Raw genomic sequence first — 12,912 nt, 5'->3', positions numbered from 1 at the left:
TTAACCTAATGTTAACTGAATGTAAAATTAATATGAATTATTTTTAATAACTTTGGTTAAGAGATACAAAAATAGGTTAGTATAATATTTAAAACCAGTTAGTTATGAAAAATAAAATTCAAATATGGGTTGCTTCACTTTTCGTTTGCGGTTTTGCTGCCGTTTTAAACACTGCCAAAGCCCAGACAACAGATCATAATACCATTCAGGAAATTCAGCTGAATAAAAGTGAAACGTTTACTGATATCAGAAATAAGTTGGAAGCCAACTTTGACCTTACCAATCCTGATTATAAACAGGGAACCGTAAATTCAGTGGTAAAATTTGATATTGCAAAAAACGGAAAAATCGTCAATGTTCATTCTACAGGAGACTGCAAAACCGTAAGCAAAGAAATTGAAACCGTGCTGAGTGATCTTGATTATAGAGTAGACCGCAAAAAGCTTACGGATAACATGGTTGCCTATACTTATGTAATGCCAGTAACGGTCGAAATTCACAGCAGATAGTATTTATCAGATATTATTCAAAAATGTGTGAATAATGGAAACTAATCAGTTCAAGTTGTAATAAAAGGTAAACAGATAGGTTTTAATTTTGGTGTACCATAAATTTAAAACGATATGAAAAATGTAAAGAAGCTGACGAAGTCAGACTTGAAGTCAGTGTACGGAGGAGAACCAAGAAAATACTGTACGTTTTGCGAATGGGCAAATAAAGTAATTTGCAGCGACGTTCCAATCGTTCAGTGTCCATAAAAACAGAGCCGCTTTTTAGAAGCGGCTTTTTCTATTGCTGGGTTACTTGAACAAATTCTCTTCTAAATACAGAAATAATTTTGTCATTTTTAGAGTATAATTCCAGGATAATAGTTAAATCTTATACCAATAAAATACTTTCCGGAAATATTCAACTGCTGTCCGGGACAGCAATATATTTATTCTGACACATCAAAATAATACAAAAAATCGATACATTTGAGTAGATAAAAAAAATTGTGGATCCTATCCTTAACGTTGCTGTCCGTTCCCTCTGCGTTTACCTTTTCATGGTGATTGCTATCCGTTTATTTGGTAAAAATCAGCTTTCCCAGCTCAATGCGGGAGACGTTGTATTATTGCTCCTGATTTCAAATGCTGTTCAGAATGCTATGGTAGGCCCTGATACCTCTTTGCAGGGAGGGATTATTGCGGCATTGGTTTTGTTTGCTGCTAATTTTATTTTGAAAAGGCTTATGTTTTCCAGCCGTTCATTTCAGGCTTTTATGGAAGATGAGCCGGTTATCCTGATCAGGGATGGAGTCGCAGACCAGGCAGCCCTGAACCGGGTAAAAATTACAGAAAGTGAATTGGAAGAAGCAATACGGGAACACGGGATTGAAAACATACAGAATGTGAAAATTTCTGTTCTGGAAGTGGATGGGAATATCAGTGTTGTTTCCCAGGATGAAAAAAGCAAGCAGACCCACTATTCAAGAATTAAAAGAAAAATCAAGAGAAAATACCATTAAATACAATGAATTACGAATTAAGAGAAATGCTTCCTAACGATGAAGCCAGAGTTCTTGAAATTTTCAGGCAGGGAATAGACAGTGGAATTGCCACGCTGGAGACGGAAGTTCCCACAGCAGAGGCCTGGAGCATGGAATATTTTAATGACTGCCGCTGGGTATTGGAAAATGAAAAAAATGAAGTGGTAGGATGGTGTGCTTTAAAACCGGTAAGCAAAAGAGAATGCTATAAAGGAGTTGCAGAGGTAAGCATTTATTTTGATAACGAATATCAGGGAAAGGGATTGGGTTCCGTATTGCTTAAAAAATTGATTTTGGATAGCGAGGATCATGGATTCTGGACATTACAGACTAATATCTTCTCCGAAAATGAAACTTCTATCAAATTTCATCAGAGAAACGGTTTCAGAATGGTAGGAGTCCGTAAAAAAATCGGAAAACTCAATGGCGAGTGGAAAGACATTATCCTGATGGAAAAAAGAAGCGAAGTCATTTAAAAAATTATAAATGATGAATGATAAATGATGAATGATGAATGATGAATGATGAATGATGAATGATGAATGATGAATGAATTTGTTTGATAAGCACATGAATATCTCTGCAAAATTCACCATTGACTTGCGAAGCAAAATTGACCATTGACGATAAAAGAGCGTATCCCAACCTTAAGCCCTAAACTTTGAACCTTTGGCATTACCATTGTTATATTAAATCAAATTTAAAAAAGTGGAATTAATGAAAAATATGGTTAAAATTACAGGAATTCTTATCGTGGCATTGATGCTGTCATCATGTGTAGTTCATGATAATAATGGAAACCGCGTAAAAACACTGCCGCCGGGACAGGCTAAAAAAGTGTTTGGAGGAAGTGCAAAAGATTATGCACCAGGGCAGGTTAAAAAAAGAGGCTATTAATAAGACCTGATAACAAAATTTAACAACCTATTTCATTTATGTAGTATTGATTTCAATATTTTTGGCATTATCATTGATATATTTCGCTATCGAAATTGAAAAAGTGGAAATAATGAAAAGTATGTTTAAAGTTGTTGGGGTAGGTGTAGTCCTTTTAATGCTGTCCTCTTGTATAGTACATGAGCCACACGGAAGAAGAATGCCGCCCGGGCATGCAAAAAGGTATTATGGAGGAAGTGCGCGGTACTACGCACCAGGCCAGGTAAAGAAAGTGTATATTTATGACGATCGTGGCCATCATCACAGAGGCCGTGGTCATGGACATCACAGATAAAAAGAAAAAGCACTGAGAATTCAGTGCTTTTTTATTATAATTATAATCTTGATTTTTTCGGATTCAGGAATGTATTGAAAACCATAACTTCCTGTCCGAACTTTTTCTCAATTCTTTCAGAAATATTCAAAAGCTCACTCTTAATAAAATCTTCACGCAATTCATTATTATCAAAGATCAACAGGAGATTATAATTTTTGCCTTCCTCAATAAAGTCGCTGTGTACCTCGGAAAGAATATATTTGTTTACATCCATCAGGTTTTCAGTCATTAAAACCAGTGTTTCATCAATATAATTTTCCCATTCTTCTAGGTTATCTTTCGTACAGTGGAAAGTTATACTTAGTACGCTCATATTTTTATGAATTTTTAAGATTTTTTTGGATAAATTCTACAGCAAAAATCGGCATTTTTTTCGTAAATTAGCCCGTTAATAAAAATTGGAAATAAATAATTTTCAGACTTACAGCTAAGAGTTTGAATATCATTACAATAAAATTTGTTTATGCAAAAAGAAGGAGAAAGACTGATTCCTATCAACATTGTTGATGAAATGAAGTCGTCTTATATCGATTATTCGATGTCCGTTATCGTTTCAAGAGCGCTGCCGGATGTAAGAGACGGCTTGAAGCCCGTTCATAGAAGAGTACTGTATGGTATGTATGGACTAGGGGTGTTTTCTAATAGGAAATATTTAAAATCTGCGAGAATTGTTGGGGATGTTTTGGGTAAATACCACCCGCACGGAGATTCCTCTGTATACGATGCTATGGTAAGAATGGCCCAGGACTGGAGCTTACGTTATCCTCAGGTAGACGGGCAGGGTAACTTCGGTTCAATGGATGGTGACCCGCCTGCAGCAATGCGTTATACTGAGGCAAGATTGAAAAAAATCTCTGATGAGGTTCTTTCAGACTTAGACAAAGAAACAGTAGATTTCCAGAATAACTTCGATGATAGTTTACAGGAACCAACAGTAATGCCAACGAAAATACCTAACCTTTTGGTAAACGGTACTTCAGGGATTGCGGTAGGGATGGCAACCAATATGGCACCCCATAACTTATCTGAGTCTGTAGACGCTATCTGCGCTTATATTGATAATAATGAAATTACAATAGACGAGCTGATGCAGCACATCATTGCCCCGGATTTCCCTACAGGTGGTATCATCTATGGGTATGACGGAGTAAGGGATGCTTTCCATACAGGAAGGGGTAGAGTTGTTTTAAGAGCTAAAGTTAACTTTGATGAAATCGGAAACAGAAACGCTATTATCGTTACTGAAATCCCTTATCAGGTAAACAAAGCCGAAATGATTGCCAGAACGGCAGAACTTGTGAAAGACGAAAAGATCCCTGGTATCCACGAGATCAGAGATGAATCGGATAGAAAAGGACTTCGGGTTGTGTACGAGTTGAAAAACGATGCAATCCCGAATGTAGTTCTTAACTTATTATATAAATATACATCACTTCAGACTTCTTTCAGTGTCAACAATATTGCACTGGTACACGGAAGACCGGAGCAGCTGAACCTTAAGGATATCATCCATCACTTTGTAGAGCACAGACATGAGGTAATCGTAAGAAGAACTCAGTTTGAGCTTAAGAAAGCAAAAGAAAGAGCACACATCCTTGAAGGGTTCATGAAAGTGATCGGAACTCAGGATGCTTTAGACAGAGCAATTTCTATTATCCGTCATAGCGCAAACCCTCAGGCTGCAAAAGAAGGCTTGATTGAAGCATTTGAACTTTCAGACATTCAGGCTCAGGCAATCCTGGATCTTAGATTGGCTCGTTTGACAGGAATGGAGCTTGACAAGATCCGTGATGAATATGATGCGATTATGAGGGAAATTGAAAATTTGGAAGACATCTTAGCCAACGAGCCAAGAAGATTCCAGATCATCAAAGATGAATTGATCGAAATCAAAGAAAAATACGGAGACGAAAGAAGAACAGAAATTGATTACTCAGGAGGTGAAATGTCTATCGAAGATATTATCCCTAACGAATCTGTAGTTCTTACCATTTCTCATGCAGGATACATCAAACGAACTTCGCTTTCAGAATATAAAATTCAAAGCAGGGGTGGTGTAGGAAATAAAGCAGCAACTACAAGGGATTCAGATTTCCTTGAATATATTGTTTCTGCTACCAACCACCAGTATATGTTGTTCTTTACAGAAAAAGGAAGATGTTACTGGCTGAGAGTATTCGAAATTCCGGAAGGCTCTAAAACAGCGAAAGGAAGAGCTGTACAAAATCTGATCAACATTGAACCTGATGATAAGATCAAAGCTTATATCAGAACCAACAATCTTAAGGATTCCGAATACGTAAATCAAATGAGCGTGGTGATGGTAACCAAAAACGGGACCATTAAGAAAACATCATTAGAAGCCTATTCAAGACCGAGAGTAAATGGGGTAAATGCAATTGAGATCAGAGATAATGACCAGTTATTAGGTGCTTACCTTACCAATGGAACATCTCAGATCATGATCGCTACCAAAAATGGTAAATGTATCCGTTTCCCTGAAGAGAAAGTAAGAGAAGTAGGTAGAGGGTCTATCGGGGTAAGAGGTATTGCCATGGAAGACAATGATGAAGCTATTGGTATGATTGTTGTGAACGATGTAGAAAACGAAACAGTACTTGTAGTATCTGAAAAAGGATACGGAAAAAGAACTGCAGTAGAGGACTACAGAATTACCAACAGAGGAGGAAAAGGAGTTATCACCCTGAACATTACCGAAAAAACAGGAAATCTGATCGCTATTCAGAATGTAACAGACGAAGACGGATTGATGATTATCAACAAATCCGGTGTTGCTATCAGAATGGGAATGGATGAAATGAGAGTAATGGGTAGAAATACTCAGGGAGTAAAACTGATCAATCTTAAGAAAAACGACGAAATTGCAGCCATTGCAAAAGTAGAAATGGATAAAGATGTAGAAGAAGATTCTGAAGAACTTGAAGAAACAGAAGAAGGAGTGGTAGGATCGCTATTTGATAACCAGGAAGACAATACAGCACCTCAGGCTGAAAATGAAAATACGGCAGAGGATAATGAGAATTCTGATTCTGAAGAATAAATTGTACAATTAAATATAAAATAGTTATTATGAAGAAACTAATTTTAGGAATGGCTATTGTAGCATCGGCTTTTGTTTTCGGACAAAAAGATGCGAATGCTCTGAATGCGAAGCTTCAGGAAGCCAATAAGGCAGCTATGGATGCATACAATGCAAAAAATTATGCAGCTGCAGCACCTAAGTTTATTGAAGTTTATGACTTATTGAAATCTAACGGTCAGGACAATAAAATATATATGTATTATGCCGGACTGAGTCATGCGTTAGCTAATAACACGGACCAATCTATCAAAATATATACAGACCTTGTTAATTCCGGATTTACAGGAGTAGAAACTACTTATACTGCAAAAGAAAAGAAGACAGGCCAGGTTGTAAATCTCGATAAAGCAACTTGGGAGCTTATGAAAAAGAATGCAGACTATTCTGACTTCAAAACTGAGCAGACAAAAAGCGTAGAACCGGATTTATATGAAACTCTGGCTTCATTGCTTCTTAATGCAAAAAGCCCTGAAGCTCTTACCATTATTGAAAAAGGATTAGCAAAATTCCCAAATAATGCTAAACTTAAAGAGGCTCAGACTACAGCGTATCTTCAGTCAGGAAACACAGATAAATTTGTTTCCGGATTAAAAGAGCAGCTGGCTAAAAATCCAAACGATCCTACAAACTGGTATAACCTTGGAGTAATGCAGGCTAAAAATCCTGCCACTACTAACGATGCTGTAGAATCATTCAAAAAAGCAATCGAGCTTAAACCTGATTTCTCTGATGCATACCAAAACCTGGTTTACACAACTATTGGTGATGATGCTAAAGTAGTAGCCGAGATCAATGCATTGAGAAAAGACAAGCCGGATGAAGCTTCTAAATTAATTGATGCAAGAAGAGAAAGATTCGGAAAAGCATTACCATACGCTGAAGGTTGGTATAAAGCAAATCCAAAGAGTCTTGATGCGGTTTCTGCATTAAAAGAAATTTATGTAGTAACTAAAAACATGGATAAAGTTAAAGAAATGAAAGCGAAAGAAGCTGAACTTACAGCTGCTGGAGCAAAATAATCATTTTTGAAAACAGCAGATATGAAAACCGGAACAGAAATGTTCCGGTTTTCTTATTTTCTTATCCTGATTTTTTTATGCAGGAGTTTTTAGATCTGTTATGACTTATAAACCTAACAGGTTTTTAAAACCTGTTAGGTTTAATTTATTCGATCCTGCTATGCAGTTTCTGTTGAAAATTCTTCATGCCGAATTTCATGCATTCAAAATTTCTGTTTTTTATAGTGATGAACCTTACATTTCAACCTGAGAATTTCTCTGCAATTCCGTATCTTTGAGAAAAATTTTTATAAGATGATCGAGTGGAAAACCGCCAAGGAATACGAAGATATTACCTATAAAAAATCTAACGGAGTAGCAAGAATTGCTTTCAACAGACCAGAGGTTCGTAATGCTTTCAGACCTAAAACAACTTCAGAATTATACGATGCTTTTTACGATGCCTATGAAGATCCTTCAATAGGAGTTGTATTGCTTTCAGGAGAAGGACCGAGTCCTAAAGACGGAGGTTGGGCATTCTGTAGTGGAGGAGACCAGAAAGCCAGAGGACACCAGGGATACGTAGGAGAAGACGGAAGACATCGTTTGAACATCCTTGAAGTTCAGCGTCTGATCCGTTTCATGCCGAAAGTAGTAATCGCAGTGGTTCCGGGATGGGCAGTTGGTGGAGGACACTCGCTTCATGTAGTGTGTGATTTAACATTAGCAAGTGAAGAACATGCTATTTTCAAGCAGACAGATGCTGACGTTACAAGTTTTGATGGTGGGTACGGTTCCGCTTACCTTGCTAAAATGGTAGGTCAGAAAAAAGCCCGTGAAATATTCTTTTTAGGAAGAAACTATTCCGCTCAGGAAGCTTTCGAAATGGGAATGGTAAACAAAGTTGTTCCTCATGCAGAATTGGAAGATACGGCATATGAATGGGCTCAGGAAATATTAGCCAAGTCTCCGATGTCTATCAGAATGCTGAAATTCGCCATGAACCTTACAGACGACGGTATGGTAGGACAGCAGGTTTTTGCAGGAGAAGCAACCCGTCTTGCCTATATGACAGAAGAAGCTCAGGAAGGAAGAAATGCTTTCCTTGAAAAAAGAAAGCCTAACTTCGGAGAAGATCAATGGATATCATAAATATTGTATGGATGTATTCGTGTAAAAAGTATTAATGACATGAGTGTCGTTTTTATCATTTTACATGAATACATTTTACATGAATACAAGAAAATAATATGACTGATTGGATAAAAGCCGCAAGGCTAAGAACTTTACCGCTTTCACTAAGCGGAATTATTATGGGAGCTTTCATTGCAAAATGGAGACTTTACGGAGAAGGTGGAACCTGGGACTGGAAAATTTTTGCCCTTGCCCTTTTGGTGACCCTTTTATACCAGATTTTATCAAATTATGCCAATGATTACGGTGACGGAATAAAAGGTACCGATGCCAAAAGAATCAATGAGGCTGAAGCAAGAGCGGTAGCATCTGGAAAAATTACGGCGAAGCAGATGAAAAATGCAGTGATCCTTTTCGCAGCATTATCTTTCATTGCTACTATTGCTTTATTGTACGTAGCTTTCATTCCAGACTATATGAATGAATTCTATATCTTCATAGGATTAGGAATAGCATGTATTCTTGCAGCCATTGGGTATACAGTAGGTAAAAAACCTTACGGATACATGGGATTGGGAGATATCTTCGTATTTATCTTCTTTGGGCTTGTTTCCGTATGCGGAAGTTATTTCCTCTTTACAAAAACCTTCAGCTGGGATATGTTATTACCGGGGACAGCTGTCGGAATGATGAGTATGGCGGTTCTTAACCTGAACAATATGAGAGATATCGAAAGTGATAAACTATCAGGAAAAAACAGCTTTGCATTGAGAATCGGATTCAGAAATGCAATGATCTATGAAATGGTGTTGTTACAGCTTCCATTACTGCTTATTCTTATGTTTTTAGGAATAAATGGCTTTATGCAGGGGCAAAACTACTACGTTTTCATTGTAATGATTCTGTTATTTCCACTCTCAAAACTGAGAAGAAAGATTTTATCCGTAAAAGAACCGAAAGAATTAGACCAGTATCTAAAACAGGTCGGGATCATGACTTTTGTAATGGCTGTTCTTACGGCAGTCGGACTTAATTTATTTAACTAAATCTAAAATATTATATCATGAGTTCTAATGTCTATGTTGAAGCTCAAATGCTTATCAGAAAGCCGGTTGAAGATGTTTTTGAAGCATTCATCAACCCGGAAGTGACCACTCATTTCTGGTTCACCAAATCTACGGGAAAACTGGAAGAAGGTAAAACGGTTACCTGGGAATGGGAAATGTACGGTGTAAAATCTATGGTGAAAGTTCATCAGATCATTCCGAACCAGTTGATCAAAACAGAGTGGGGCGACCCTTCAACAAACGTAGACTATGAATTCAAAACCATGGAAAAAGGAACTCTTGTTATCATTAAAAGCTATGGATTCAGCCAGACTGGCGAAGATCTGCTAAAAATAATTAATGATAATACAGGAGGGTTTACGACAGTTTTAGACGGGTGTAAAGCGTATCTGGAACATGGGATTAATCTCAGGTTGATTGAGGATAAATTCCCATCGAAATAATAAATTAAAGAAAACACAGATGGCACGAATGCTTTCACGAATATCACTCATCTCATTGTGCTATTTGTGAAACTGTTTGAGTCATTTGTGTTTAATAATAATTGAAACTAAATTTAAAATGAAAATACAATTCTTAGGGCAAAATTGTTTCCTGTTCACGTACAAGGACAAAACAATTTTGAGTGACCCTTTTTACAATTACAAAAAAGCAGAATCAGGTTTTGATATCGCTGCTCAAAAAATCGACTATATCCTGCTGACCCATGCGCACGGTGATCATATTGCCGATGTAGCAGAGGTATTGCAGCATTATCCGGAAGCTACCATCATTGGAGTTCCTGAAGTATGCGGTTACTTCCAGCAGGCTAAAAACAAAGATGATGTGAACTTAGGAGGATCGGCAAAAATCGATGATCTTAAAGTTTCTATGGTTCCGGCTCACCATACAAGTTCTTTCCCGGATGGAAGCTACGGAGGCGTTCCGGTAGGGTATATCTTCAGACTTCCTGAGGGTAAAAACATCTATTTGGCAGGTGATACAGGAGTAATGGCTGATATGGAACTGTTTCCGAGATTATACGGAAACATTGACCTATCTATTCTTCCCATCGGAAGCCACTACACCATGTGTCCTAGAAAAGCTTCTTTTGCAGCTGCAGAACTATTGAAAACACCAAAAGTAATCGGATGTCACTTTGATACTTTCCCTGCCATTGAAATCAATCATGAAAGTGCACTAAAGCATTTTGCAGATAAAAATGTAGAACTTGTTTTACCGGAATTAGGGGAGACATTCGAATTTTAATCAATAGCTGAACCGGAGGTAATCTGAAAATTAGAAAAATGAAAATGATGCGTAAGGTATTAAAAACAAAAAAAGATAATTATCAAATTACCTCTATTCTTACTTTAAACCAAAAAAAAATGGCAAGCTACCTAAATCACACCGCTACGACCGATTACCTTTGCTGCGTTCCCACCCTGGAGGATTCTCAGGAGCTGGTTGTTTAGGACTTGCCGTTGCAAAGGTAGGAATATTTTATAAACTTCAAAACTTTATTAAAGAAAATTAGTTGAAAAAATGCAGTGGTAAAGCTAAACGCCTGACATTTAGAGGGAAAATTTTTCAACTTTTTTCTAAAAATTTAAATATGACGAAAAGTCCATCAACACTAGGAATTATACTTTTTATTGCTACAATGATCGTTTTCTTTGTAGTATATACTTTTTTCTCAGGAATCAATTATTTTGATATCTCTTTGAAAGCCAATGCTTTTGTTCTGCCTATTCTTTACGCAGGAGCTGCTTTCTGGTCTGTAAAATCTTACTGGAACAGCCATAGCGTGGTAAAATTTAAAGATGCTTTCAAAAGAGCATTCGTTCCGATGTTCATCGGAGGAATTCTTTCCATCTTCAGTATTTATGCTTTTTTAACCTTTGTAGATCCTGCAGCAAAAAGCCTGTTGAACTACCAATATGTTCAAAGACAAAAATCAGAACTGGATACAGAATATACTTCTGCAAGGAAAATTCTGAAGCATCAGAAAGATATTGATGAACTGGATCAGAAGTACAAAGAAAGATTACAAAGCTTCACGCCTGAGGCGGTTAAGGGAAAAGATATGCTTACCGCAAGTCATTTTTCAGGATATTTTGCAGCAATTCTTATATTTTACGTAGTTTTGTCGGTGTTTTTTGGAGCGTTTTTCAGAACAAGAACGATACATCAGCCCGAAGAAACAAATCAAGCCTAATTTTTATTAAAATTAAATGAATTTATCTATAGTTATTCCGTTACTGAACGAAGAAGACTCTCTGGAAGAGCTTTTTTCAAGAATTGATAAAGTGTGCACAGCCAGTAATTTATCTTATGAGATTTGGTTTGTAGACGATGGAAGTACGGATTTGTCGTGGAGTATTATTGAGAATATGAAAGTTCAGCATCCTCAGATCCACGCTATTAAATTTTCCAGAAATTATGGAAAATCTCAGGCCCTTCATGCTGCCTTTGAAAGAACAAACGGAGATGTTGTAATCACCATGGATGCCGATTTACAGGATTTTCCCGAAGAAATTCCGGAGCTGTATAATATGGTGGTTCATGATAATTATGATATCGTTTCCGGTTGGAAAAAGAAGCGTTTTGATAATGTAATGACGAAAAATATTCCGTCAAAACTATTCAACGCGGCGGCAAGAAAAGTGTCAGGAGTTTACCTTCACGATTTCAATTGTGGCTTGAAAGCCTATAAAAGACAGGTTGTAAAATCTGTAGATGTATACGGCGATATGCACCGTTATATTCCGGTTCTGGCTGCCAATGCAGGTTTCAGAAGAATTACTGAAAAAGAAGTACAGCACCAGGCAAGACCTTACGGAACTTCAAAATTCGGAACTGAAAGATTTGTAAGAGGATTTTTGGATTTGATAACCCTTTGGTTTGTAAGTCGTTTCGGAGGAAGGCCAATGCACTTCTTCGGAGCTGTTGGGACTTTAATGTTTATTGTAGGTTTTCTTTCAGCACTTTGGTTAGGAATTTCCAAACTTATTGATGTAGCAAGAGGAATCTATGGGCATTTAATTACCAATAATCCTTGGTTCTTTATTGCTTTAACAATGATGATTATGGGAAGCCTTCTTTTTGTTGCAGGATTCTTAGGAGAAATGATTATCAGAACGAACCGCGAACACAAGAATTATAATATTGACGAAGTAATATAATGGAAGAAAAGCTGCCAAAAATTTATTCTAAAAAAGCTATTTTAGGATTTTCTATTTTTCTTTCAACGCTTTTCGGAGGGGTTTTGTTGTACCAAAATTTAATTGAGGTTAACAAAAAGAAAGAAGCATATACAGTATTGATAATTTCTATTCTGTTGACGATTATCACAGGAGTTATTGTAAACATCCCGGAAGAGCCTAAAAGTTCATTGGCTTATTTATGTGGTCTTGGAGGGGGATGCTTACTCTCTTACTACTTTATGCCAAAATATTTTCCGGATGAAGAAAGGTATTCAAAAAAAGCGATATGGAAACCCTTGATTATTGGGGTTGTTATTGTTGCAATCCTTTTGGCTTTAATCATTTATGGTGCTTCAGTTGAAAATAGCTAGAACAAAAAACTATACCTTTTATCAATTATTATAGGCTAATAATGAATACAATAAAAAGCACTCTGCAAAAAACAGAGTGCTTTTTGTATTTTAAACTAATTAGTTAAAAAGTAAAAGAAAGCAGACTAAGAAATAGTCTTTTCCTGAAAAGCAGAAAATTAAAAAATATCAGGTATTTTATTGTCAAAAGACAAAGATTTTTAGAAATTTTAATCCTATTTTTGTTCAAACGTAATATTAAAAGTCCTGT

The 12,912-nt window shown here is 36.7% G+C and carries 16 protein-coding genes and 1 other RNA gene; 15 read left to right on the top strand and 2 right to left on the bottom strand.

The window, feature by feature from the left end:
• Positions 1–104: 104 nt before the first annotated feature.
• The 6 genes from ACP3T3_RS04620 to ACP3T3_RS04595 all read left to right on the top strand — a co-directional run bounded on the left by ACP3T3_RS04620 (position 105) and on the right by ACP3T3_RS04595 (position 2,762).
• A complete protein-coding gene (locus ACP3T3_RS04620) occupies positions 105–509 on the top strand; it encodes a hypothetical protein (protein ID WP_426478748.1) in 405 nt (134 codons plus the stop codon).
• A gap of 114 nt (positions 510–623) precedes the next feature.
• On the top strand, positions 624–758 hold the full coding sequence (locus ACP3T3_RS04615) for a bacteriocin-like protein (protein ID WP_426478747.1): 135 nt from the start codon (positions 624–626) through the stop codon (positions 756–758).
• 239 nt (positions 759–997) lie between these two features.
• Positions 998–1,510 carry a DUF421 domain-containing protein gene (locus ACP3T3_RS04610; RefSeq protein WP_426478746.1) on the top strand — a complete coding sequence of 171 codons (513 nt, stop codon included), beginning with the start codon at positions 998–1,000 and terminating at the stop codon, positions 1,508–1,510.
• Positions 1,511–1,515: 5 nt separating this feature from the next.
• Positions 1,516–2,007: an N-acetyltransferase family protein gene (locus ACP3T3_RS04605; protein ID WP_426478745.1), complete on the top strand. Its 492-nt coding sequence runs from the start codon at positions 1,516–1,518 to the stop codon at positions 2,005–2,007.
• Between the two features lie 241 nt (positions 2,008–2,248).
• Positions 2,249–2,428 (top strand): quinol oxidase subunit 4, encoded by a 180-nt coding sequence (locus tag ACP3T3_RS04600; RefSeq protein WP_426478744.1) that lies wholly within the window; start codon positions 2,249–2,251, stop codon positions 2,426–2,428.
• Between the two features lie 112 nt (positions 2,429–2,540).
• Entirely contained in the window at positions 2,541–2,762 is a 222-nt protein-coding gene (locus tag ACP3T3_RS04595; RefSeq protein WP_426478743.1) for a hypothetical protein, read from the top strand.
• Positions 2,763–2,802: 40 nt separating this feature from the next.
• Here ACP3T3_RS04595 and ACP3T3_RS04590 read toward each other — a convergent pair whose 3' ends face one another.
• Positions 2,803–3,117: a DUF4286 family protein gene (locus ACP3T3_RS04590; RefSeq protein WP_227942238.1), complete on the bottom strand. Its 315-nt coding sequence runs from the start codon at positions 3,115–3,117 to the stop codon at positions 2,803–2,805.
• 150 nt (positions 3,118–3,267) lie between these two features.
• Between ACP3T3_RS04590 and gyrA the strand changes: the two genes are divergently transcribed.
• The 6 genes from gyrA (at position 3,268) to ACP3T3_RS04560 (ending at position 10,354) form a co-directional block, all read left to right on the top strand.
• A complete protein-coding gene (gene gyrA / locus ACP3T3_RS04585) occupies positions 3,268–5,865 on the top strand; it encodes a DNA gyrase subunit A (protein ID WP_426478742.1) in 2,598 nt (865 codons plus the stop codon).
• Positions 5,866–5,894: 29 nt separating this feature from the next.
• Positions 5,895–6,926 (top strand): tetratricopeptide repeat protein, encoded by a 1,032-nt coding sequence (locus tag ACP3T3_RS04580; RefSeq protein ID WP_426478741.1) that lies wholly within the window; start codon positions 5,895–5,897, stop codon positions 6,924–6,926.
• Positions 6,927–7,220: 294 nt separating this feature from the next.
• Positions 7,221–8,057, top strand: coding sequence for a 1,4-dihydroxy-2-naphthoyl-CoA synthase (locus tag ACP3T3_RS04575; RefSeq protein WP_426478740.1), 837 nt, complete (start codon positions 7,221–7,223; stop codon positions 8,055–8,057).
• A 98-nt stretch (positions 8,058–8,155) separates the two neighbouring features.
• Positions 8,156–9,085: a 1,4-dihydroxy-2-naphthoate octaprenyltransferase gene (gene menA / locus ACP3T3_RS04570; RefSeq protein WP_426478739.1), complete on the top strand. Its 930-nt coding sequence runs from the start codon at positions 8,156–8,158 to the stop codon at positions 9,083–9,085.
• Positions 9,086–9,102: 17 nt separating this feature from the next.
• Positions 9,103–9,549: an SRPBCC family protein gene (locus ACP3T3_RS04565; protein WP_426478738.1), complete on the top strand. Its 447-nt coding sequence runs from the start codon at positions 9,103–9,105 to the stop codon at positions 9,547–9,549.
• Positions 9,550–9,667: 118 nt separating this feature from the next.
• Positions 9,668–10,354 carry a metal-dependent hydrolase gene (locus tag ACP3T3_RS04560; RefSeq protein ID WP_426478737.1) on the top strand — a complete coding sequence of 229 codons (687 nt, stop codon included), beginning with the start codon at positions 9,668–9,670 and terminating at the stop codon, positions 10,352–10,354.
• A gap of 117 nt (positions 10,355–10,471) precedes the next feature.
• Here the strand turns inward: ACP3T3_RS04560 and ffs are convergent.
• Positions 10,472–10,569: signal recognition particle sRNA small type (gene ffs / locus ACP3T3_RS04555), an RNA gene on the bottom strand.
• A gap of 131 nt (positions 10,570–10,700) precedes the next feature.
• Between ffs and ACP3T3_RS04550 the strand changes: the two genes are divergently transcribed.
• The 3 genes from ACP3T3_RS04550 to ACP3T3_RS04540 are packed head-to-tail and all read left to right on the top strand — an operon-like array spanning position 10,701 to position 12,662.
• A complete protein-coding gene (locus ACP3T3_RS04550; RefSeq protein WP_426478736.1) occupies positions 10,701–11,303 on the top strand; it encodes a DUF4199 domain-containing protein in 603 nt (200 codons plus the stop codon).
• Between the two features lie 16 nt (positions 11,304–11,319).
• The gene (locus tag ACP3T3_RS04545; protein WP_426478735.1) at positions 11,320–12,270 is read left to right on the top strand and encodes a glycosyltransferase family 2 protein; all 951 of its coding nucleotides are present in this window, start codon (positions 11,320–11,322) and stop codon (positions 12,268–12,270) included.
• Positions 12,270–12,662 carry a hypothetical protein gene (locus ACP3T3_RS04540; protein WP_426478734.1) on the top strand — a complete coding sequence of 131 codons (393 nt, stop codon included), beginning with the start codon at positions 12,270–12,272 and terminating at the stop codon, positions 12,660–12,662. Before ACP3T3_RS04545 ends, ACP3T3_RS04540 begins: the two co-directional genes overlap by 1 nt.
• Positions 12,663–12,912 lie beyond the last annotated feature (250 nt).

Source organism: Chryseobacterium sp. CBSDS_008 (genome assembly GCF_049959325.1).
GTDB lineage: Bacteria > Bacteroidota > Bacteroidia > Flavobacteriales > Weeksellaceae > Chryseobacterium.
This window is presented reverse-complemented; position numbering and strand designations above follow the sequence as displayed.

Excerpts from the sequence above, each read along its gene's own strand:
- ACP3T3_RS04620 (WP_426478748.1), top strand. The coding sequence starts at position 105 with ATGAAAAATAAAATTCAAATATGGGTTGCTTCACTTTTCGTTTGCGGT.
- ACP3T3_RS04615 (WP_426478747.1), top strand. The coding sequence starts at position 624 with ATGAAAAATGTAAAGAAGCTGACGAAGTCAGACTTGAAGTCAGTGTAC.
- ACP3T3_RS04605 (WP_426478745.1), top strand. The coding sequence starts at position 1,516 with ATGAATTACGAATTAAGAGAAATGCTTCCTAACGATGAAGCCAGAGTT.
- ACP3T3_RS04600 (WP_426478744.1), top strand. The coding sequence starts at position 2,249 with ATGAAAAATATGGTTAAAATTACAGGAATTCTTATCGTGGCATTGATG.
- ACP3T3_RS04595 (WP_426478743.1), top strand. The coding sequence starts at position 2,541 with ATGAAAAGTATGTTTAAAGTTGTTGGGGTAGGTGTAGTCCTTTTAATG.
- ACP3T3_RS04590 (WP_227942238.1), bottom strand. The coding sequence starts at position 3,117 with ATGAGCGTACTAAGTATAACTTTCCACTGTACGAAAGATAACCTAGAA.
- gyrA (WP_426478742.1), top strand. The coding sequence starts at position 3,268 with ATGCAAAAAGAAGGAGAAAGACTGATTCCTATCAACATTGTTGATGAA.
- ACP3T3_RS04580 (WP_426478741.1), top strand. The coding sequence starts at position 5,895 with ATGAAGAAACTAATTTTAGGAATGGCTATTGTAGCATCGGCTTTTGTT.
- ACP3T3_RS04575 (WP_426478740.1), top strand. The coding sequence starts at position 7,221 with ATGATCGAGTGGAAAACCGCCAAGGAATACGAAGATATTACCTATAAA.
- menA (WP_426478739.1), top strand. The coding sequence starts at position 8,156 with ATGACTGATTGGATAAAAGCCGCAAGGCTAAGAACTTTACCGCTTTCA.
- ACP3T3_RS04565 (WP_426478738.1), top strand. The coding sequence starts at position 9,103 with ATGAGTTCTAATGTCTATGTTGAAGCTCAAATGCTTATCAGAAAGCCG.
- ACP3T3_RS04560 (WP_426478737.1), top strand. The coding sequence starts at position 9,668 with ATGAAAATACAATTCTTAGGGCAAAATTGTTTCCTGTTCACGTACAAG.
- ACP3T3_RS04550 (WP_426478736.1), top strand. The coding sequence starts at position 10,701 with ATGACGAAAAGTCCATCAACACTAGGAATTATACTTTTTATTGCTACA.
- ACP3T3_RS04545 (WP_426478735.1), top strand. The coding sequence starts at position 11,320 with ATGAATTTATCTATAGTTATTCCGTTACTGAACGAAGAAGACTCTCTG.
- ACP3T3_RS04540 (WP_426478734.1), top strand. The coding sequence starts at position 12,270 with ATGGAAGAAAAGCTGCCAAAAATTTATTCTAAAAAAGCTATTTTAGGA.